Source organism: Mesorhizobium sp. M0217, assembly GCF_040321955.1.
Taxonomy (GTDB): Bacteria; Pseudomonadota; Alphaproteobacteria; order Rhizobiales; family Rhizobiaceae; genus Mesorhizobium.
Genome location: NZ_JAMYSN010000034.1, coordinates 1 through 20346 on the forward strand (window position 1 = coordinate 1; position 20346 = coordinate 20346).

General features: G+C 61.8%; 17 protein-coding genes. 4 read left to right on the top strand and 13 right to left on the bottom strand.

The window, feature by feature from the left end:
• Positions 1-144: 144 nt before the first annotated feature.
• The 10 genes from NKJ18_RS29780 to NKJ18_RS29825 form a co-directional block, all read right to left on the bottom strand.
• Positions 145-681, bottom strand: a complete 537-nt coding sequence (locus tag NKJ18_RS29780) for a dihydrofolate reductase family protein (protein ID WP_023712768.1) — start codon at positions 679-681, stop codon at positions 145-147.
• 113 nt (positions 682-794) lie between these two features.
• A complete protein-coding gene (locus NKJ18_RS29785) occupies positions 795-1463 on the bottom strand; it encodes a 4'-phosphopantetheinyl transferase family protein (protein ID WP_023832847.1) in 669 nt (222 codons plus the stop codon).
• Positions 1460-1918 (bottom strand): GNAT family N-acetyltransferase, encoded by a 459-nt coding sequence (locus tag NKJ18_RS29790; protein ID WP_031199606.1) that lies wholly within the window; start codon positions 1916-1918, stop codon positions 1460-1462. The genes NKJ18_RS29785 and NKJ18_RS29790 overlap by 4 nt, the downstream gene beginning before the upstream one ends.
• Positions 1918-6006, bottom strand: a complete 4089-nt coding sequence (locus NKJ18_RS29795; RefSeq protein ID WP_352761129.1) for a Pls/PosA family non-ribosomal peptide synthetase — start codon at positions 6004-6006, stop codon at positions 1918-1920. The genes NKJ18_RS29790 and NKJ18_RS29795 overlap by 1 nt, the downstream gene beginning before the upstream one ends.
• 305 nt (positions 6007-6311) lie before the next feature.
• Positions 6312-7493 (bottom strand): arabinose transporter, encoded by a 1182-nt coding sequence (locus tag NKJ18_RS29800; protein ID WP_352761131.1) that lies wholly within the window; start codon positions 7491-7493, stop codon positions 6312-6314.
• A gap of 30 nt (positions 7494-7523) precedes the next feature.
• Entirely contained in the window at positions 7524-7952 is a 429-nt protein-coding gene (locus NKJ18_RS29805; RefSeq protein ID WP_352761132.1) for a lipocalin-like domain-containing protein, read from the bottom strand.
• A 61-nt stretch (positions 7953-8013) separates the two neighbouring features.
• Positions 8014-9030, bottom strand: coding sequence for a zinc-dependent alcohol dehydrogenase family protein (locus NKJ18_RS29810; protein WP_352761133.1), 1017 nt, complete (start codon positions 9028-9030; stop codon positions 8014-8016).
• Positions 9031-9055: 25 nt separating this feature from the next.
• Entirely contained in the window at positions 9056-9451 is a 396-nt protein-coding gene (locus tag NKJ18_RS29815; protein WP_352543686.1) for a (R)-mandelonitrile lyase, read from the bottom strand.
• A 19-nt stretch (positions 9452-9470) separates the two neighbouring features.
• Entirely contained in the window at positions 9471-9941 is a 471-nt protein-coding gene (locus NKJ18_RS29820; RefSeq protein WP_352761136.1) for a cyclophilin-like fold protein, read from the bottom strand.
• Positions 9938-11128: an MFS transporter gene (locus NKJ18_RS29825; RefSeq protein ID WP_352761138.1), complete on the bottom strand. Its 1191-nt coding sequence runs from the start codon at positions 11126-11128 to the stop codon at positions 9938-9940. The genes NKJ18_RS29820 and NKJ18_RS29825 overlap by 4 nt, the downstream gene beginning before the upstream one ends.
• A gap of 162 nt (positions 11129-11290) precedes the next feature.
• Here NKJ18_RS29825 and NKJ18_RS29830 point away from each other — a divergent pair, with 162 nt between their 5' ends.
• The 3 genes from NKJ18_RS29830 to NKJ18_RS29840 all read left to right on the top strand — a co-directional run bounded on the left by NKJ18_RS29830 (position 11291) and on the right by NKJ18_RS29840 (position 14651).
• Positions 11291-12169: a LysR family transcriptional regulator gene (locus NKJ18_RS29830; protein ID WP_502906189.1), complete on the top strand. Its 879-nt coding sequence runs from the start codon at positions 11291-11293 to the stop codon at positions 12167-12169.
• A 358-nt stretch (positions 12170-12527) separates the two neighbouring features.
• Positions 12528-14192, top strand: coding sequence for a DNA cytosine methyltransferase (locus NKJ18_RS29835; RefSeq protein ID WP_352761141.1), 1665 nt, complete (start codon positions 12528-12530; stop codon positions 14190-14192).
• A 36-nt stretch (positions 14193-14228) separates the two neighbouring features.
• On the top strand, positions 14229-14651 hold the full coding sequence (locus tag NKJ18_RS29840; protein WP_352761142.1) for a very short patch repair endonuclease: 423 nt from the start codon (positions 14229-14231) through the stop codon (positions 14649-14651).
• A gap of 2 nt (positions 14652-14653) precedes the next feature.
• Here NKJ18_RS29840 and NKJ18_RS29845 read toward each other — a convergent pair whose 3' ends face one another.
• Genes NKJ18_RS29845 through NKJ18_RS29855 form a run of 3 tightly spaced genes read right to left on the bottom strand, consistent with a single transcriptional unit; the run spans position 14654 to position 18949 of the window.
• Positions 14654-15616, bottom strand: coding sequence for a protein NO VEIN domain-containing protein (locus tag NKJ18_RS29845; protein ID WP_352761143.1), 963 nt, complete (start codon positions 15614-15616; stop codon positions 14654-14656).
• Complete coding sequence (locus tag NKJ18_RS29850; protein WP_352761144.1) at positions 15594-17558, bottom strand: SNF2-related protein; 1965 nt, start codon at positions 17556-17558, stop codon at positions 15594-15596. The genes NKJ18_RS29845 and NKJ18_RS29850 overlap by 23 nt, the downstream gene beginning before the upstream one ends.
• Before the next feature lie 8 nt (positions 17559-17566).
• The gene (locus NKJ18_RS29855) at positions 17567-18949 is read right to left on the bottom strand and encodes a hypothetical protein (protein ID WP_352761146.1); all 1383 of its coding nucleotides are present in this window, start codon (positions 18947-18949) and stop codon (positions 17567-17569) included.
• Positions 18950-19287: 338 nt separating this feature from the next.
• On the opposite strand from NKJ18_RS29855, the gene NKJ18_RS29860 reads away from it, so the two are divergent.
• Positions 19288-20328, top strand: a complete 1041-nt coding sequence (locus tag NKJ18_RS29860; RefSeq protein WP_352761148.1) for a LacI family DNA-binding transcriptional regulator — start codon at positions 19288-19290, stop codon at positions 20326-20328.
• The last annotated feature ends 18 nt before the right edge of the window (positions 20329-20346 follow it).

Sequence of the window (20346 nt, forward strand, 5' to 3'; positions counted from 1 at the left end):
GGCGTTCCTTCGCGGGAATCAGGTGACGTGAACAATCACCAGCCTGCCATGACCGCCCCCTCTCAGCGAATTTGCAGAACTCTCAGCACACTACCTCGCCTTCGGCGACATCTCCCCTAAAGGGGAGATTACCCCACCAGCGTCTCACACCCTCCCAGCCGCATATTCCAGCGCCACCACGCCATTGCTGAACTGTACGGTCGAGATCGGCTCCAACGCCACCGGCATATCGGGCGGGAACAGCTTCTTGCCCTCCCCGACGGAGCCAGGGTAGCTCAGCAGCCTGACGCGATCGACCAGACCATGGCGCAGCAATTCCCGCGCGACGCTCAGGCTGCCATGCACATAGATGTTGCCGCCGCTGCCTTGCTTCAGCGCCCGAACCGCTTCCGGCAACACACCCTTCAGCAACTCGGCCGGTTTCCAGTCGAGTGCCTTCGGGCTTGTCGACGCGACATATTTCGGCAGCGCATTGAACCGGTCGGCGAAGTCTCCGGTTTCCTTGGGCCAAGAGCCGGCAAAAATCTCGTAGGTCGTGCGCCCCAGAAGCATGGCCCCGCTGTCGGCAAGCTCGTCCTCCTTGAACCTTTGCATCTCATCGTTCCAGGTCACGCTGGGCAGCTTCTCGACCTCGGCGATGCCATCGATGCTGATGAATTCGGTGACAATAAGGTTTCTCATGGCGCTCTCCTTCTTCTGTCAAAGGACGAACCGTGTGAGCCTTTTGCGACCGCTCTGCGAAAAAAAAGCGCTTTGTTGAGCAGGCGTTGCTGTCGGGCGCTGGCCCATCGCGCTTAAAGGGGGGCGCTTCGGACACCATCGACAAACGCCAGAACGACCACACACGGAGCAACGCAGTAAACCAGTCTCGCTCTGCGGCCCGTCTTCGTCACAGCGTCGCTTGCGTCGAGATCGACGGTGATGTCCTCATAGCCCAGCACTTCGCCATCAAGCGGGTAGGCGGCCTTGTAGACAGCTTCCTTGGCGGCAAAAAGGATGCGACCGGCAAGATACGGGTCGGTTGCGTCGATCCGGTCAGCGGGGGCTGCAACCAGCGCGAAGATGTCGTCGGGCAGGGGCAAAGCGGGCTCGATATCGATGCCGAGCGAGGCGACGTGGGAGAGCGGCGCGACGGCCGCCACGGCCATCTCGTCGTCGTGAGCCAGCGACCCCGTTACTCCATGAGGCCATACCGGTGCGCCGGAGGAGCCGCGGAGGATAGCGACGTCGTTCAAGCCCATATCCGCCAGCAACTCGTGCGCGATCCACCGCGCCGCGCCACTCGCCCGCCGCATCAGCGGCAGGCGTGACGGGATGGAGTGTGCTTCCTGCGGCAGCAAATGGTTCTCATCGCCTTCGCGGATCGTGCGGCATCCGATCCGAACGCCGGCGGGTGCCATGGCGGCCATCGCCGCCAGCAACTGCGCCGACAGGCTGGCGCCGGCATCGAGCGGGCGCGTCATGGCTGTTCGCCCCGCAGAGCGAGGTCGGCGATCATTTCCCCGTCCTCGTCGGGCCCTTCTTCGACGAAACCGGCAGCGCGATAGAGGCGGCGTGCCGCTTCATTCCCAGGTTCGTAGCAGATCGAAACGTGGCTGATGTGGCCGAGCCGCATGATTTCATCCAGCACTTCGCGCAAAGCGGCCTTGCCGTAGCCTTGGCCCTGATGGACGCGATCGATCATGAAGCGGTAGATCCGCGCCTCGTCGTCGTCCTCTGGCGCCTCATACATCAGGAAACCGACGACGCGATCCCCTGCCATGACGACGCGCGGCCGTGCGTCCCCGTCGGTTTCGGCTTCGTCCAGCGACTCCGCATTGCTGGCGACAAAATCGATCTGATCCGCGGCCAGTTCCAGAGCCGCGACCAGGGCCCGGTTGGCCGCAGTCACCGAAACGAGACGGACGTCTGCGCCCATCAAGCCGTTGCCTTGACGCTATCCTCCGGCAGCGGCTCGACGAAGCGATGCAGCTTGGCCGGGTTGCCCCGCCAGATCGAGTTGGGTTCCAGCTCTTCGCCCTTCATCACGAAGGAGTCCGCGTCGACCATCGAGCCTTTGCCCATCACCACGCCGTAGTGGACAAAGGCGGAAGGTCCGAGCGTGCAACCATCGCCGATGCGGATGAAATCGGACTTGAACGCGCCTTCTTCCAGCGAGTGGGCCTGAATGACGCAGCCCTCGTTGAGCGTGACGTCGTCGCCGATCTCGACCAGCGAGCGCTCGGTCAGGTTGCTGCCGCCATCATAGACCCGGCTGCCGACCTTGACGCCGAGCAGGCGCAGGATCATCGGCCGGAACGGCGTGCCGGCGAACAGGCGCACGATCGGCGAATCCGCCAGCTTCCAGTGGCGTTCGTGGCGCCAGAAGGCGACGTCGTAGATCGTCGTCATCTGCGGCTTTAACCGGCCAAAGCCAAGGCTTGCCCGCTCGACCAGAATGTAGAACGGAATGGTGATCGCCGAGGTCAAAAGCACGGCGGCGAACAGGGCGACCTCCGCCCATTCCGTATAGTAGTTTAGCGCCCGGTCCCAGATCGCCAGCGTGACGAACAGCATGACCCATTGCGTTGCCAGGAACAGAAGAATGGTCACCAGGTTGTGGCGGTTCTTGTGCGGGATGCGCCGGCGCCGGTCGGCCTCGTCGACGCCGGCTATAAGCTCCTTGTCGCGGTTCACCATGCGCGGGATTTCAAAGGCAGGCGAACCGAGAAGGCCGACATTCTGGCGCACCGGCCCGTCGATGGGGATCATCACCTTGGTGCCGAGCAGCACGTTGTCGCCGGTGCGGCCGTCCGGCGGATAGTAGATGTTGTTGCCGAGATAGTTGCGTTCGCCGATGCGCGTCGGCTCGAGCCTGAAGGCCGAGGCGGACTTGTGCATGTTGATCATGAACAGCCCGTCCGAGACCATGGTCTCGGTGCCGATCTCGCACAGAAGCGGGTTTTCATGCTGCTGGTTGGAGCCGAAATTGGAGCCGGTCTGCACCACTCTGTTGAGGTTCCAGCCGATGGCGCGCATGTAGTGCACGATTGCCGAGCTGTCGCCGGCCAGGAGCCCGAGCACGCGGGAATTGCTGGCGAATTCGGCGACGGTCTGCAGCCAGTAGCGGAAACCGTAAAGCGTGTAGGTGCGGCCCGGCTTCAAGATGAGGCTGGTCAGGCGCGGCACCAGCGTCGCTGCCAGGAAAGCCGCCGCGATATAGCCGAAAAGCGTGACCGTGGTGCCGATTGCGACAAGGCCGATCGTCTCCTGATAGTCGTCGCCGACATATTCCCAGTAGCTGTGGAACAGGAGCGGCAGCGGGGTGACAAGGCCAAACAGGCCGACCAGCTGCAGCGCTTCATAGAGGAAGCGCCGGACCTGGTAAGGATTGACATTGCGCACCTTGCAATAGTCCGCCGTGGTCGGCACCGCCGGCGATCCATGCCAGTGCTCGCCGTCCGGGATGCTTTGCCCGCGATGCAGCGAGGACGAATGGCCGAGCTGGGCGCCGTTGCCGATCCTGGTGTCGATATCGAGCGTGGAGCCGACGCCGACGAAGGCATCGCGGCCGATGGTCAGCGGCCCGGTGTGGATATAACCGGACTGGGCCCTGAAGCCGAGGATCATCGATTCCTTGCGCAGGATGGTGTTGGCGCCGATGGAAATAAGATCCGTGCAGACGGGCACGGATTTCGATTCGATGACGGCGTTTTTCCCGAGCTTGGTGCCGAGCAGCTGCAGATAGAGGCTGTAGAGCGGGCTGCCGCGGAACAGCACGACGGGCGCGGTGCGGATCAATGTCTTGACCACCCAGAAGCGGAAGTAGCGCACGCCCCAGATCGGAAACGCCTCGGCCTTCCACCGGCCGATGAGCACCCATTTCGCAAGGACGGCAAAGCCCGACATGCCGAAGAACACGGCCGCCGAAAGCGCCACGCACCGGATATAGAGCTGCAGCGGATCGTCGAGCGCGTCATACATCCAGTTGAGGCCGTCATTGATCGCCCAGAGCGCCACGTAGCTGTAGAGGCCGTAGAACGAAAGCTGCGCCGCGCCGCAGGTCCAGTAGGCGAAATTCGAGGCCCGGCGGGTGAGGACCGGCTCGTTGGTTGCCGTCGTCATCTCCTCCGCTACCCCCAGATGCAGCGCCAGGCGCGCCACTGTGGGATAGAGATAGATGTCGCGCATCGACGTCGTCGCCCATTCCTTCCTGGTGCGCACGCGCGCGCAGAAATGCGCCATCAGCAAGGAGTTGGCGCCGAGATCGTCGAAGAAGTGATCCTCGACCGACACCGCGTCGAATTTCAGCACCGTGGCCAGCGCTTCCGCCAGGAATCGCTCGTCCTCATTGCCGGGCGGCACCATCGTGCGATCGGCCGAAAGCCGGACGCTCGTCGGCTTCGGCAGTTGGCGCAGGTCTACCTTGTTGGAGACGGTCATCGGGATGGCGGGCAGCTCCTCCAGATAGGCGGGCACCATATAGTCCGGCAGCCGCCGCTTCATCGTCTGGGCGAGATCCCCTCGGGAAATCGCCGCTACGCCGGTTTTAAGCGCGTAATAGGCAACCAGTTCGACGCGGCCGGGCTCGATCTCCCAGGTGGTGACGGCGGCCTGCGCGATCTCGGGCTGGTCGAGCAGCACCGCCTCGATCTCGCCGAGCTCGATGCGATATCCGCGAATCTTCACCTGCGTGTCGATGCGCCCGGCATACTCGATCTCGCCGCTATCGTTGATCCGGCCAAGATCGCCGGTGCGGTAGATGCGCTGCGACGGGTTGTTCGGCAGGCCGACGAAATCGGCGATGAATTTCTGGTCGGTCAGGTCCGGCCGGTTCAGATAACCGACGGCGAGCCCGATGCCGGCAATGCCGATCTCGCCCAGTTCACCGGGCTCGGCAAGTTGCGGCAGCGAAGCGTCGAGAATGACGATCGAGTAGGTCGGCAACGGAGCGCCGATGGTCACCGGACGGTCCGGCGTCAGCGCCCCCATCGTTGCGGTGACGGTCGCCTCGGTCGGCCCGTAGGTGTTGAGGATCTGCCGGCCCGGCTTCGACCAGCGCACCACCAGATTGTGGGGGCAGGCCTCGCCGCCCACCAAAAGCGTGCGCAGGCTGGGCACATCCGATGTCATCGATGACAACAATGTCGGGCTGCAGGCCATGCAGGTGATGTCATGGAGGCGCAGGAAATCCGCCAGTTCCTCGCCCACCAGCGGCATCTGGCCAGGTGCCGGCACCACCGTCGCGCCGGCGACGAACGGCACCCAGATCTCTTCGGAGGAAAAGTCGAAGGCAATGGTCATGCCCTGATAGACCCGGTCGCCCGGCCGGTAGCCATAGGAGGCGGCGGCGACGTGTATGAAATTGACGAAACTCTGGTGCGTGATGACCACGCCCTTGGGCTTGCCGGTGGTGCCCGAGGTATAGAGGATGTAGCAGATGTCGTCGTTCGCCTGCTGCTTCAGCGGCGCGGGCGACTGTGTGGAGATGTCGGCGGCGGCGCTGTCGATCAGTACATGGGGAACGGGCAGTTGACCGGCGCGCGACGCATAGGCGGCGATGGTGACGATCATGCTGACGCCGGCGTCTTCGATGATCAGCGCCATCCGCTCCTGCGGAAACGCGGTGGCCAGCGGCACGAAGGCAGCCCCCGCCTTCATCACCGCCAGCAACGCCACATAGGTCTCCGCCGACCGGTCGAGAATGAGCCCGACCCGGTGGCCCGGCCGCACGCCGTGCTTGATCAGCATGCGGGCGAACTGGTTGGCGCGGCTGTTCAGCTCCTGATAGGTCCACACGCGCCCGTCGGAGATCACCGCCGGCAACGTGGCGAATGTCACGGCGAGCTGCTCGAACACCGTATCGAGCCGCTCACCCGGCTGCAGGGCAAAGTCGGCGCCCGTCAGGACCTGGCCGTCCCTTGTCGGGCCGCGAGCGATCCGTGCCAGCGCATCGATGCCTGGCAGGCCGCCGATCGGCATTGCCGCGTCGCTGTCCAGTTCGGCGATATCGTAGTCCATGTCCATACTTTCTCGTCCTCGCCGGGCATCGCCCGGCTGTTCATGCCGCCGCTGGAGCAGGCACTGCGCCGCCGCTGCGATTTTGTTGGTGGAGGGCTTCCAAAAAGGAAGTGCCCGGAATCCCGACGGGGAAGCTTATGCCACCCGATCTTTTCGCCGGTTTTTCCGAACTGTTGAATTTTGTTTCTGGAGTGTGTCTGGGCGGGGATTTGCCGGGCCTCGTTGACCCTTGCGGGGCAGGGGTTCAGCCTCAGTGGCGACCCGGAAAGAGACTATGAGCGAACCTCATGCGGACGGCGCCGGCGAGCTGTCTATAATGGAGCGCTACGGCGACCCAGCAGCAGAGCGATGCCCAACGCCGGAAGCGTCGCCGCCGCGACGGCGAAGAAGACGAATTGCAGCCCGGTCGACGCAGCGACCAGGCCGAGCGCCGGACTGCCGAAGCCGAGCGCCACGTCGAGGAAGACGGTGTAGAGTCCCATGGCCAGGCCGCGGCTGCGCGACGGAAGACGGCTTACGGCCTCGGCGCCGAGGCCGGGATAGACCAGCGAGTAGCCGAGGCCAGTCAGGCCCGCTCCGATCGCGGCGACAACAGGCCCGGTCGCAAGCCAGATCAGCATCAGCCCTGCCGCCTCGACCACAACGAAGATCACAGCGACGCGTGCGCCCCCAAGCCTGTCGGGCAGGTGGCCGAAGCACAGCCTTGCCACGATCAGCGACGCGGCATAGGCCGTGAACGGAAGCCATACCGGCTGCCAGCCCCGCTCGGAGAAGAGCAGGGCGCCGAAGCCCAGAATAGCACCATAGCCGAGGCTGCTGAAAGCAGCTCCGACGCCAGGAAGCCAGACCGCTTTCGCCACGCTCCTCCATGACTGCGGCACGCTGCCCGCGACGGCGCTGGTGTCGCGCATCGGCAGGATGCCAAGCAGCGTCGCCAGCGGCAGGACGATCGTCGCGAGCGCGATCGCGGTGAAACCGCTCGCCGCATAGAGCGCAGATCCGACCGGCGCTCCCAGCGCGAGCGCCGCAAACATGGCCGTGCCCACCCAGGCTATGACTTTTCCGGAGTTCTGTCCGCCCGCAACGGAGAGGCCCCAGGCGACGCCGCCGGTGATGATGAAGCTCTCGGACGCGCCCAGTACTGCCCGGCCGGCGAAGAGCGCCGATGCGGACGCTACCGGCCGGTCGAGCAATGCCAGCGAGCCGAGGTAAAATAGCCCGGCAAGGGCAGCGGCAATGAGGCCGACGACGACGGCGCGCTTGCCGCCGCGTCCATCGGCATAGTTGCCAGCCCCGATGCGCGACAGCATCGAAGCGACGAACTGGCTGCCCGTCACCAGTCCCACTGCGAAGGGGCCGAAGCCGAGCTGCAGGTGAAGATGCAGCGGCAGGACGGGTAGCGCCAGGCCGATCAGCAGGAAGCCGGCGAAGACGGCCGCCATGATCGGCACCAGCTCCGCCATGACGCCATTTCGGTCTGACATCCGCGCCATTTTGGTCAATCGGTAATCCAACTGTTCGGATCAGTAGCGTTCGTAGGTCACGCGCCAGCCTTCGGTCGGGTTGTCAGGCGTGAGGACCAGTTTGTTGTCCGAGACCTCGAATTTGCGTTTCATGCTCTTGCCGACAAGGTTGCGGACCAGGGAGGACTCGATCGTGATGACGAAAGTCTTGTCCTGGTCGTTGATGGCGACCGGCCCGTAATAGGCTTCGTAGCCATTCGCCGTGTAAGGCGTGTCCGGCGCCTTGGGGTCGGGGTTCTGCGCCTGCACCGAGAGGGTGCCGGCCTCGGTGAAGATGACCTGGCCGGAATAGGGCACGGGCTTCAGGTTTCCCTCGGCGCCGGCCTCCAGCGACGTCATGCGCCATGCGCCGATGATCGCAGGCTCTTGCGAGAAAGCTGGCGTGGCGACCGAAAGCGCAAGCGCAAGGGCGGCAATCTTCAATCTCATCGTCATATGTTGTCCCTTTTCTGAGTTGTGGGTGCGCACAGGCCGTCCGCCCGATTGCTGCTCACACCGAAAGCATGACCTTGATGGCGCGACGCTCGTCCATGGCGCGGTAGCCTTCAGCGACCTCGGCCAGCGGCAGCTTGAGGTCGAAGACCTTGCCGGGCTTGATCCGACCTTGCAGCACACGGTCCATCAGGTCGGGCAGGAAACGGCGCACCGGCGCCGGGCCGCCCAGCATTCGTTTCTGGCCGAAGAATAGTTTTTGGCCGTCGAAGTTCACGCCATGCGGCACGCCGACATAGCCGATGGTGCCGCCGGGGCGGGAGCAGGCCAGCGCCTGGTCGAAGGATTCTCCCGTGCCGACGCATTCCAGCACGGAGTCCGCGCCGACGCCCTTGGTGAGTTCCTTGATGCGGGCCACGCCTTCCTCGCCGCGCTCGGCGACGATTTCGGTGGCGCCGAACTCGCGGGCGAGCTTTTGGCGGCTGGCGTGCCGGCTCATGGCGATGATGCGCTCGGCGCCCATCTCCTTGGCCGCAAGCACGCCCATCAGGCCGACCGCACCATCGCCGACCACCACCACCGTCGATCCTTCGCGGACCTCGGCTGCGTCGGCCGCATACCAGCCGGTGCCGAGCACATCGGACACAGCCAGCAGGTCAGGGATGAGTTCGGCCGGCGGCACCTCGGCGGTGGCGACCAGTGTGCCATCGGCCAACGGCACGCGGGCGTAAGGCGCCTGCGCGCCCGACATGAACTCGCGCTGCACGCAAGACGACTGGAAGCCGAAGCGGCAATGCGGGCAGGTATTGTCCGAGAGGCAGAATGACCCGACGACGAACTGGGCGGGGCGGACCGTGCGCACCTCTGCGCCGACCTCGACGACGATGCCGCAATATTCGTGGCCCATATGCATCGGCCCGGCGACCGGCTGCAGCCCGCGATAGGGCCACAGGTCCGAGCCGCAGATGCAGCTTGCCGACAGCTTGATGATGGCGTCCGTCGGCCGCATGATTTTCGGATCGGCGATTTCCTCGCAGCGGATGTCGCCCGGTTTGTGAAGAACGGTTGCAAGCATGTTGGTTCCTTTCGAGGGGAGAAGATCAGGCGCCGTAGTCGGCGTCGCTGACATGTTCCAGCCAGTCCACGACCTTGCCGTCCTTGACCTCCTGGAGGGCAATGTGGGTCATGGCGGTCTGAGGCGACGCGCCGTGCCAGTGCTTTTCGCCGGGCGCGAACCAGACGACATCGCCCGGATGGATTTCCTCGACCGGGCCACCTTCGCGCTGAACTCGGCCCAGGCCGGAGACGACGATCAGCGTCTGGCCGAGCGGATGCGTGTGCCAGGCGGTGCGGGCGCCAGGCTCGAAGGTCACCTGCGCGCCTTGAACCCGCTCGGCGTCGAAGGGATTGAAGAGCGGATCGATCCGCACCGTTCCGGTGAACCAGTCAGGCGGTCCCTTGCCGGAAGGCCTGGTGCCGGCGCGAAGAATGTCCATGGTGATCTCCTTTGCGTCCTCAAATGCGTTCGATGCGAAGCGGGAATTTGCCGCGAATGTGCAGGGCCTGCTCGCCCTCGTCGAAGCGGCCAAGCCTGATCAGCCCGGGATGGCGGTAGTCGGCGTAGAACATGGCCAGGTTGCCCCACGGCATGAAATAGCACAGGTCGTAGGGCTGCTCGTCGGCGAACGGGCCGCTTCCCTCCTCGGTCAGCTTGCGTGGCAGATAGGCGATCTTCTCGTTATGGGCGTAGTCATCGATCTCGAGGTCGAGCGGCAGCATGGAGAAGAAGTCGCGCGCCGAGGGATTGTCGTAGAGCGTGGCGGTCATGATGCGGCCGTTGAAAACCATCCTGATCTTCATTTCGGTGGGCTCCTGGCCGACGGGAGATTGGCTTTCCTGGCTGGCGGCTGTGCGAGGCAGGGCCGCCACCGCGAGCGCGACGCCGAGCAATGTCCGGCGGCTGAGCGGCGCACGTTCGATCGTCATGGCAAAGACCTCCGGGCCATATGCGCTGCGGCGAGGGCGGCGAGCGCCGATCCGCAGAGCAGCAGCGCGCCCAGAGTGAACGGTGCCCACCAGCCGACCGTATCGAACAGCGTGCCGCCGATCGCCGCGCCGCCGGTGATGGCGAGCTGGATCACGGCTACCTGCAACCCGCCGCCGGCCTCCGCGTCGTTCGGCAATGTTCGGCTGAGCCACGTGCCCCAACCAACCGGCGCGGCCATGCCGAAGAAGCCCCAGGCAACGAGCAGCAGCGCTGTGGGACCCGGGAGTGCACCGAAGGCGATGAGCGCGGCGGCCAGCGCAGCCATGACCAGCGGGATGACGGTGAGGATGCTGAACAGACGCGTGCGCAAGAGCCGGCCGACGCACCATGTGCCGAGCACCCCGGCCAGCCCCATCGCCAGCAGGACCGCCGAGAGGGCGGCGATATCGAGCCGGGTGACGTTCTCGAGGAAGGGCCGCAGATAGGTGAAGAGCGCGAACTGGCCCATGAACAGCATCATGATCGACGCCATGCCGGTGGCGACGGGAAGACGGCCGAGCAGCGCCAGCGGATTGCCGGCACGATTCCTGCGGCGCGGCGGCAGCGCCGGCAGGCTTGTCCACTGCCAGGCCAGCGCCAGGAGGCCAAACGGCACGACGAGGAAGAAAGCGCCGCGCCAGCCGACATAGGCGCCAAGAAAACTGCCCAGCGGCGCGGCGATGGTGGCCGCAATGGCATTGCCGGCGTTCAGCATGGCGAGACCCTTCGGAACCATGTCTTGCGGCACGAGGCGCATGACGATCGCGGTCGACATCGACCAGAACCCGCCGATCGCGATGCCGAGCAGCGCCCGGCCGACCATGAGCAACGCGTAGTTCGGCGCGAAGGTGACAGCCAGACCGGACACGATGAGGAGGAGGGTGAAGCCGGTCACGACCAGTCGGCGGTCGATGTGGCGCGGGAGGCCGGCGACCAGCAGGCTGGTCACGACGGCGAAAGCGCCCGAAATCGAGATCGCCTGTCCCGCCCGGCCCTCGGTGATGCCGAGATCGGCCGCTAGCGGCGACAGCAGGCTGACCGGCATGAATTCCGATGCGATGAGCACGAAAACACACAGCGCCATCGACAACACCGCGCCCCATGCGGCGCGGTTTTCAACAAGCCCTGTGTCGTATGTGGTTTCCATGATTGGCATCCTGGCAAAGCGCCGGACGGATCAGCCGCAAATTCCCGTCGCTGCTGGAAGATATTGCAGGGGAACCCATTTAAGTAGACTAAGCAATCCGCATGGACTTATCTGCTCATGATATGAATGTCCGACGGGAGGTGCCCTGTGCAGCGCGATGGCATGAAGGATCTGCTCTGGTTCGTGGCGGTCGCCCGGGAGCGCAGCTTCACCAGGGCGGCGGCAAAGCTCGGAACCTCGCAGTCGACCCTGAGTTCGACAATCAAGGAGCTTGAAGCTCGTCTTGGCGTCCGCCTGCTGACGCGTACGACGCGGAGCGTCTCTCCGACCGAGGCCGGCGAGCGACTTTTCCAATCTCTCGTTCCCCGCTTCGAGGAAATCGAATCCGACCTCGCAAGCCTGGTGGCGTTTCGCGACAAGCCCTCCGGAACGGTCCGCATCACCCTGTCCGACCATGCGCTCCAGACGACCGTCTGGCCGAAGCTCCAGCCCTTGCTCAACGACAATCCCGACGTTCGCGTCGAGCTCTACAGCGACAACGGCATGAAGAACATTGTGGAGGAGCGCTTCGACGCAGGCGTGCGGCTTGGCGAGAGCATCGACCGGGATATGATCGCGGTGCGCATCGGGCCGGATTGGAGGCTCGTGGCCGTGGCTTCGCCGGACTACTTTTCCCGCCATCCGGTTCCGACCGCGCCCCAGGACCTGGTCGACCATGACTGCATCAATATGCGGCAGGCGACGTTCGGCGGATTGTATGCCTGGGAATTCGCCAGGGACGGCCGCGACCTTCGGGTGCGGGTGGAAGGCCAACTCACCTTCAATTCGTCCATTCCCATGATCGAGGCTGCGGCAAGCGGCTTCGGGATCGCCTACGTTCCGGAAAACCTCGTCAGCCACCACATCGCCGAGGGACGCCTCAGGCTCGTGCTTGACGACTGGAGCCCGCCATTTGCCGGCTATCACCTCTACTATCCGAGCAGGCGACAGCTCTCCCCTGCCATGGCGGTGATCATCGACGCGCTCCGCCATCGCATCTGACGCCAGGACTGTTTGGATTATGAAGCTGACCTGGTGAATGCAGGTCCTACCTGGGCATCGCCCGGCTGTTCATGCCGCCGCTGGGGCAGGCGATGCGCCGCCGCTGCGATTTTGTTGGTGGTCCAAAAAGGAAGAACGCGGAATCCCGACTGGGAAGCTTATGCCACCCGATCTTTTCGCCGGTTTTTCCGAACTGTTGAATTTTGATTTGTGGAGTGTGTCTGGGGCGCACAAGATGCAGTAGGGTCTGGTGCTCAGAAGGCGGCGCTACTGGTGCTCGCGCTCTAAGCCGCATAAAGATCTTGCCAAACCCGCCAAGGAACTATTCATAGGGGTACAGCGAATTCAGGGGCGACTCGTGACTGCCAGGAAACTAAAGGCGATCGATCTCTACTCTGGCGTAGGAGGGTGGTCATTGGGCCTCCGACTGGCAGGAATCGATGTTGTGGCTTCGTATGAGCTTTGGGGGCCAGCAAACGAAACCAACTTCAAGAACAATTCCCATCAGGCGCAAACTGTCGACATCCGGCGGCTGTCCTTGGAGGATTTGCCAAAGGGGATCGACATCGTTGTGGGGAGCCCGCCTTGTACGCAGTTCTCGTTCAGCAACAGGGGGGGCGGCGGCGACATCGCTGACGGTTTGCAGGACATCATCAGATTCCTAAATATCGTAGATCGTCTTAAACCAAGGCTATGGGCGATGGAGAACGTCCCCCGCGTGGCCAAGATCATTGAAATGGAGCTCAGATCCGGAGGCGCGCTAGCGGAATTCGCCCACCTTGGCTGTGCCACACATATCGTTGATATGGCCGAGTACGGACTCCCCCAACGTCGGCGCCGATGCATCGCTGGCAATTTCGATGTCGACCTGCTGCAGTCCTATCGAGAGAAAGCGAAAATGCGTACGCTTGGGGACGTGATCACCGCCTTGGCGAACGACTGCGTGGACGATCCCCTATTTGGTATCACGATGCCGCGAGCGGAGGTGACAGATCACGTAGAAGAGGACATCCTCAGCACTGAGGAGGTACGCATCAACTGTGCAAACAAGATGACCCACACGGTCTATAATGCCATGCCTTTCCCGGATCCGCTCCATCGCAGCGTTCGCACGATTACGGCAACATGCACTCGGGTATCCCGCGAGAGTATTGTCATAGCCACGCAAGATCGCCCTGATGCGTTCCGTCGGTTGACCTTACGTGAGCGCGCTAGCTTGCAGGGTTTCCCAATTACATTCCAATTCTATGGCGCCAACTACAGTCAGAAGCTAAGGATGATCGGGAATGCAGTGCCGCCTGCCTTCGCCTATCTCATGGGTCACGCGCTCCAGGATCATGCGGCAAACGAAGTCCTTTCGCTCGACCAGGCTGGCAAGTATTTGAAACGGCCCGTGCCGTTACCGGTTGAGACGGCACCCGATAGAGTTGGCGCAAAGTATCCATCGGATAGGACCTTCAGGTTCGCTATTCCAAGCCTTCAACTCAAAAGCGGCGTCCGGTTTGAGCTGTGCAATGACCGCTCGGGCGATGTCGTCATTTGGCGGATGGCCTTCTATTTCGGGACTTCAAAGGCGATCCATGCAGTGGCGCTGGATGAGGCATTGGCACAGGACCTCGCGCACGGCATGTCGGCGGCATTAAGTGCTGTGGTCAAGACTGCGCTTGACGATGTGAAGCGCTTCATCGCGACCGCCGACATACCCAACATGCAAGCTGTGTGGGCTCACCGGGGACCGGGAGGTACACGCGCGTTTATGGTGCTGGACAAGCTTGATCAGGTCGGAGCAGCGCTTGTCGATGTGCTCTCAAAATACGACGGCGAGGCCCGCCTTCTGGTTGAGAAGGCGATCATCAACGAACACGGTTCAAAAGCTGAAAAACTGCCGGGTTTAGCAAAGCTAGCAAGAAACGCCACAACGATCCTTGCGGGATTGCTGATCGGCTCCGCAGTCAATCCGCTCTTCGACGGTCACGCGCATCGGAGCCCGGCTAGCAGAAAGCCAGCTTTTGGGATGGGGTGACTATGGTCGGGGAGACCCCCGCCCTATATTCGGCGTATGGTTGATCGTCTATCGCCAGCGGGGCGAAGCGCCCTCATGTCACGCATCCGAAGAGCGGACACCAAGCCTGAACTCATCGTCCGGCGACTGCTGCATGGTCTTGGGTACCGTTTCCGCACTCAGTTGGCGCAGGTACCGGGCCGTCCGGATATCGCGTTCCCGGCTCGCCGCAAAGGCATCCAGGTACATGGATGCTTCTGGCACGCGCATGGCTGCAGCCTGTCGCGGCTACCCAAGAGCCGTACAGCCTTCTGGCAAGCGAAGTTTGCTCGCAATAGGGAGCGCGACGAACGGCTGGAAAAGGCTGCCGCTGAAGTAGGCTGGGTAATCCTGACGATCTGGGAATGTGAGACACTTGATGCGGAGCATCTGCGCGATCGTCTGGTTGAGTTTATTGGCGAGACACGGTTGCGGCAATAAATTCAACCTAAGAGTGCAACGTGCTCGAACGACGTTGCCTCGACCTTCCAGCCGCTTCCCGGTAGTGCGAACATCTCAGGTGAGGGTCCTGAGATGATATGCGGAGAATAGCTGGACTGATAGGTCCGCGTACGATCCACAAGATAGAGAGCATACTCTTCGCCGAACTCCGCGGCAGTAGCGATCTCGTTCCTTGACCAGTGGAACGCCTTTGTCGCACCGTATGACTTAACCTCGATGAAGAGATCGTGCTGAAGCGAGGAATGTGCTGCAAACGACATGATGTCGTATCCTGCTGACACATCATCGACAGATATGCGCCGTATCTGGTCTTGGAATGGGTGATTTCGCAGCCGGTTTCGCTCGTACTCAAGTACCCATAGCTCGGCAGCCTCTCCCATTTCGGCCTGCCGCGCTAAATCCGCAGCGAGCTTTTCGGCTGATTTCGAGTGCTTCGGCCGTGCCGCATTGGCCTCTCGCACGGCTGAGATGAATACGGCTCGGTACCGCTCAGTGACTTCCCAGAAACGAGCCTCGGTCCGGTCGCGGGCCGCGATCTCGAAATCTGTCACCCACATGCCAAGACCATCACCCATCTTCGGCATGGTCATTGCGTCTATTGTCACCATGCCGCTGGGATCAAGCCGCATACATCCCCAAGCCCTCTCCTTGACAAGGCGGCCGACTAGCTCGCGCGCGATAGAATCCGAGATTAGGGTCATCGGATTCTCTGCGAAGTCGCCCGCGAGGCGGATCAACCCTGTGGAAGATGTGGCGATGACCCCATAGCCAAGCAGCTTGGCGACTGTGTTCCACGCTCGCGACCAGGAAATTGGAGTTGACGCCGCGAGATCGCGGATCAATTGCTCCTGTGTGGTTCCACCGGCCCGATCCCGAACGAGATCGACGAGAGCTAGGGTCGATGTCGCCGGCAACAGGCCGTCACTGAGTTTTGCGGCGTTCATAGGCTTCGAAGATCGCACGGAGATCGCCAAGGTTCTCATCGTCGGCAGCGGTCAACAACGGGATGTCAGCCGTATCTACAAGATCGGCGAGGCGCCGCTCCTTAACGGCCAAGCGCATGTCTATGTCCTGATCCACGGTGTTTGGGGTCACAAGATGATAGTAGGTTACCGGCCCGCCGCCGTCAGGATTGTAACGGTGGATGCGGTCCTTTGACTGGATGAACCTGCCGGCATTGAAATCACGATCGAAGTAGATTGCCGACCGACAGGCCTTGTGAAGCGAGATCGATTCCCCAACCGCCTGCGGATTTGCGATCAAGATTGCCTTGCCATCGGTCGCATGGAAGCGATCGATGATGTCCTCGCGGGTTCCAATCTCAACCGCGCTCTCGTCCTCGTCGCCCGCGACTGGCGTGGCGCCGGTCAGGACCTCCACGAAAGGCGCGACAGGCCCAAAGCTGCGCCGGAGAAGATCGAGGTTTCCAAGGAAATACGACCAGATTAGCACTTTGCCCTGTAATTGGAGGATGTCACTGACCAAAGTCTTGCAAACATCGAGTCTGGCGAGCTTGTCCACTGCGTGGAAGTCTCGAATAAGTTCGGCGACCTCGAGTTCGTTGAAATTGAGATCACCGGTCCCGCCTGTGTCGAATATGCCTTCTTCCTGTTCGAGCGGGCGCAAGAGCAACTCAGGGTTGACAACGGCCTGCCTCAATCGGATCAACCGGGCGCGCAAACGGACGTTGGCTTGAGGGTCGTCGAACTGCTGACGGAGATGAGGTACTATACGGCTTTCCAGGCTGCGGTAGATACGCTCTTGTTCGCCATCCAGGGGAACTGCGATCCTTTCCTCTTGCATGCTCGGCAGTCCCAAATCCACCTTTCGGATGCGAGTATAGAAGGGCTGAATCCTCGTTTTCAGCTCACTGACTGCGTTCGGCATCAAGCCGTCCGTCATCGCACGCAGGGAGGCCGTTGGAAATCCGATGATATTGCGGCTGGGGTAGATGAACTTGAAAAGGTTCGCGAGATCTTCGTACCCGTTTGGTGCTGGCGTACCAGTGAGCACGACCCGCGACCGCGCCATTGGCGCCAAGCGTAGCGCCGCCGCCGCCTGCATGCCGTCGCCACTCTTGATGTAATGCGCCTCGTCGAGCACCATCATGGTGCGAGGCCCTACATGCTTGAGGAAGATGCGGAATTCATCTTCCATGTTGGCTAGCGTCTGATACGTCGTCAGCGTCAGTTCCGTCGACCTCGATGTGATCGTGATGCCGCGGAGATGATCGGTCCGATCGAGAGCGGCAATGCCTCCAGAAATGCGCCGACTCGGGGGCTTGTTGCCGAAGATAGATGCATATTCGTCTTCCCAAGCTTTGAACGATGATAGCGGCCCTACAATCAGCAGCCGATCCACCGACTTAGGATTTTCCGCCGGAAGGCTGCGAAGGTAGGAATAAGCGGCGTAGACAACCGATGTCTTTCCGGATCCTGGGACCGAGAAATTGCAGGCATTCTGCGAAAATGCCAGATGGAAGGCCGAGAGGAGCTGTTTGCGGTAAAATGTCCGGTTCGGACATGCCTGCTCGACGACCTTGACGAATCCACGAAAGGCTTCGGTATCGATCTGGGCGTGCCAGATTTCATAGGCCTCGCGGGAAAACTCGGTGAACCGACGTTCTTCGCTTTCGACCTGATCGAGCGCGTCGGAGACATTGTTGCTGGTCTCAAGTGTGACACCAATTTTCTCTAACAAGCGCGTCAGGGTCGGATAGCGGGTAGTCAAGTCTTCGGGCGCAGTGGGGATTCGCAAAGTGCCGTCATCACCAAGTTTGCCACCGGCCTGCCGCATGAATGCCGCAAGCAAAGGATGACGCGAAGCGGCTCCAACCTCGCGGACAAGGAGGAATTCGTCCGCTGGATCGTACTCGACCTTCGCCATCGTATGGCTCAGCCAGCCAGCTTCTTGGGGCTGTTGCGGTCGAACCGCTTCTTGATTTCCCATGCAATACGGCTGATCTCCACCGCTAGGTCCATATTCTCGGACGACAGAAGCAGTGCATCGCTGTTGATGTCGATTTTGTCGAGCTGGTCCTTGGCTCGTTTCAGATATTCACCGGGCTTAAGTACCTCATTCGCGAGGGCGAGCTTGTAACTCGCCTGACGGAAATTGCCAGTCATTGGACCCTTGACCCTAGCGCTCCATTGGTTGTCCCGAGCGCGGGCGGCATCAAGTTTCGTTGCGTAGGCGTCTGGATCGGCCTGAATGAATTCTTCCAGCGAGCCTATGTCCATGGTGATCGGGTCGATCTCACCGGTATGGGAATCCCTGAACCGTTGCCAGATGTCCTTGCTCGCAAAGAAGTTCCTGTCCTTCCCCTGGTGGGAAATCTCGCGATAAACCTTTTTGGCGTCGGCAAAGTCGCCGAGACGTATGTAGTCGAACTGGATAAGGCGAAGCTGTAACGGGTCGATCTCCGCGTCGAACGCCCAGGGTATCTTTGCTTTGCCCGACCCGATCCGCTTCAGGTCCGCATGCAGGTCGACGAACATTCCCTCCTTCGTACCGTCCGCATCCTTCAACATCAGGTAAAGCCTGGGACAACCGATATGCTCAAGATAATCATCCATCAGTTGCATAATCTCAAGCAACTTCTTGGTGTTGCCCGCCGGCTCGCCCATCAGGCTGTCGATTTCATTCTCACCGATGTTGAGGTCATCGTGCAGCCGACGGGCGTGAAGGTACTTCTGGAGCGGTCCATATTCGACCTTGGAGTCTTCTCCAAGTTGATATTGTGTCTCTAGACGAACGATCTCCGCCTGATTGTCGGCGTAAGCATGCGGTAAAATAATTGCATCAAAATACTGTTTACCCTTTGGGTCCCCCAGCTTGCGCAAAAGCATGGCACGGCGGTTGCCATCAATGATCACACCATCGAGACTAACGATGCCGGGTCGCTGCTGGCCTTTGCTTGATAAATCGGTGAGGGTGGCCTTGTTGCGTCCCTTGTTGGACTCCCACAGAAAGCTTCCGATCTTGTCATGGAGCTCACTATCATAAGTGCCTATAGGAGCGGCATTCTCCTGCTCCCAAGTGAGCATCTCTGCTTCGATGCGGCCATTATGTCGATTATAGATCAGATAATCGAGATCGATGCGGAATACTTCAAAACTCTGAGTTTGGCCCATATAGTAGAGCTTTTGCTTATTTTGGCCATCTCCTGCCGCTCTGATCTCCGTAAGCTTCCTTTTGCGAACATCCGTTGACAGGACCATATTTCCCCCTCGTCGCGCCGCCAGCCTTAAAGAATCTTGGTTCACCCAAGCGGTCACCCGAGTTGATGCTATACTAATGACCCAGAGCCAAACAACCCGGCGATGGAAAGCATCCTAAGAACCGACAATGTTCTAAAGGCGCTAGTGGCTGGCTCAGCAAGGCGCGGAAACCAACAAGATAACTCCCCTTCTTACCTTTGGCCGGTCCTCTGTTGTCCCTGCCGAATGCAGCTTCAACACCACCATGCCCCCTTGCCATTCCCAAATTCTCATCCTAATCTCCCTTTGAGAAAACCTTTTCCCAAACTCCGCAGCATCCGCCATCCACCCACCCCGACACGCACCAGGCCAGTAAGAGAAAACCTTTTCCCAACCCTAGGACTTACACCCAAACAATGGCTTCCGACGCCCCGCCAGCACCCGCCAAACAACCCATCACCCTGCGTGAAGTCGCGGCGATGGCTGGTGTCAGTGTGGCCACGGCCTCGAAGGCGCTGAACGGGCAGGGGCGGATGACCGCCGAGACACGGCAGCGCATTCGCGAGACGGCGCAGCGGCTCGGCTTTCGCCCCAACAGCCTGGCGCAGAGCCTGCTGCGGCGGCGCTCCTTTACCGTCGGCCTGTTGACCAACGATACCTATGGCCGCTTTTCGCTGCCGGTCATGTCGGGCATTTCGGATGCGCTGGTCGATGCCGGCGTCTCGGTGTTCCTGTGCAATGTCGAGGACGATCCGCGCCTGGCGCAGCTGCATGTGGAGGCGATGCTGGACAAGCGCATCGACGGCATCATCGCCAGCGGCAAGCGAATCGACCGCCATTTGCCGGTCGACCTCGCCAATCTCGGCGTGCCCGTCATCTACGCCTTCAGCCAGCCCGATCCCGGCGCCATCGCCTTCGTCTCCGACGATGCCGGCGGCGCGCGGCTGGCGGTCGAGCATTTTTGCCGCCTCGGGCGGCGGCGCATCGCCCATGTCAGCGGTCCCGAAAGTTTTGCCGTGGTGCATGAGCGGGCACAGGCTTTTCGCGATGTGCTGGCCGAGAACGGCCTGCCGGTCAGCGAACCCCTGCTCGGTTCCTGGTCGGAAGCCTGGGGGCACGAGGCGGTGGGCAAGCTGTTCGATGGCAAGGGTGAAAAGCCCGACGCGGTCTTTTGCGGCAACGACCAGATCGCGCGCGGCGTCATCGATGCGCTGCGCGAGCGCGGCCTTGGCGTGCCCGGCGATGTCGGCGTCATCGGCTTCGACAATTGGGAGATCGTGGCGGAGGCAACCCGCCCGCCGCTGACCTCGGTCGACATGAACCTGGCAGCGCTCGGCCGCGAGGCCGGCCTCACACTGCTTTCGCTCGTCGGTGGCGAACCCGCCGCGCCGGGCATTCGAAAACTGCCGTGCCGGCTGGTGGTGCGTCAGTCATGCGGCCGTCCATTGGGCGGCTAGGAGAACGCGCGGCGCGAT

Coding starts and splice junctions, on each gene's coding strand:
- NKJ18_RS29860 (WP_352761148.1), top strand. CDS start 19,288: ATGGCTTCCGACGCCCCGCCAGCACCCGCCAAACAACCCATCACCCTG.
- NKJ18_RS29850 (WP_352761144.1), bottom strand. CDS start 17,558: ATGGCGAAGGTCGAGTACGATCCAGCGGACGAATTCCTCCTTGTCCGC.
- NKJ18_RS29830 (WP_502906189.1), top strand. CDS start 11,291: ATGAAGGATCTGCTCTGGTTCGTGGCGGTCGCCCGGGAGCGCAGCTTC.
- NKJ18_RS29795 (WP_352761129.1), bottom strand. CDS start 6,006: ATGGACATGGACTACGATATCGCCGAACTGGACAGCGACGCGGCAATG.
- NKJ18_RS29820 (WP_352761136.1), bottom strand. CDS start 9,941: ATGACGATCGAACGTGCGCCGCTCAGCCGCCGGACATTGCTCGGCGTC.
- NKJ18_RS29840 (WP_352761142.1), top strand. CDS start 14,229: ATGGTTGATCGTCTATCGCCAGCGGGGCGAAGCGCCCTCATGTCACGC.
- NKJ18_RS29780 (WP_023712768.1), bottom strand. CDS start 681: ATGAGAAACCTTATTGTCACCGAATTCATCAGCATCGATGGCATCGCC.
- NKJ18_RS29790 (WP_031199606.1), bottom strand. CDS start 1,918: ATGGGCGCAGACGTCCGTCTCGTTTCGGTGACTGCGGCCAACCGGGCC.
- NKJ18_RS29845 (WP_352761143.1), bottom strand. CDS start 15,616: ATGAACGCCGCAAAACTCAGTGACGGCCTGTTGCCGGCGACATCGACC.
- NKJ18_RS29815 (WP_352543686.1), bottom strand. CDS start 9,451: ATGGACATTCTTCGCGCCGGCACCAGGCCTTCCGGCAAGGGACCGCCT.
- NKJ18_RS29810 (WP_352761133.1), bottom strand. CDS start 9,030: ATGCTTGCAACCGTTCTTCACAAACCGGGCGACATCCGCTGCGAGGAA.
- NKJ18_RS29785 (WP_023832847.1), bottom strand. CDS start 1,463: ATGACGCGCCCGCTCGATGCCGGCGCCAGCCTGTCGGCGCAGTTGCTG.
- NKJ18_RS29805 (WP_352761132.1), bottom strand. CDS start 7,952: ATGAGATTGAAGATTGCCGCCCTTGCGCTTGCGCTTTCGGTCGCCACG.
- NKJ18_RS29800 (WP_352761131.1), bottom strand. CDS start 7,493: ATGGCGCGGATGTCAGACCGAAATGGCGTCATGGCGGAGCTGGTGCCG.
- NKJ18_RS29825 (WP_352761138.1), bottom strand. CDS start 11,128: ATGGAAACCACATACGACACAGGGCTTGTTGAAAACCGCGCCGCATGG.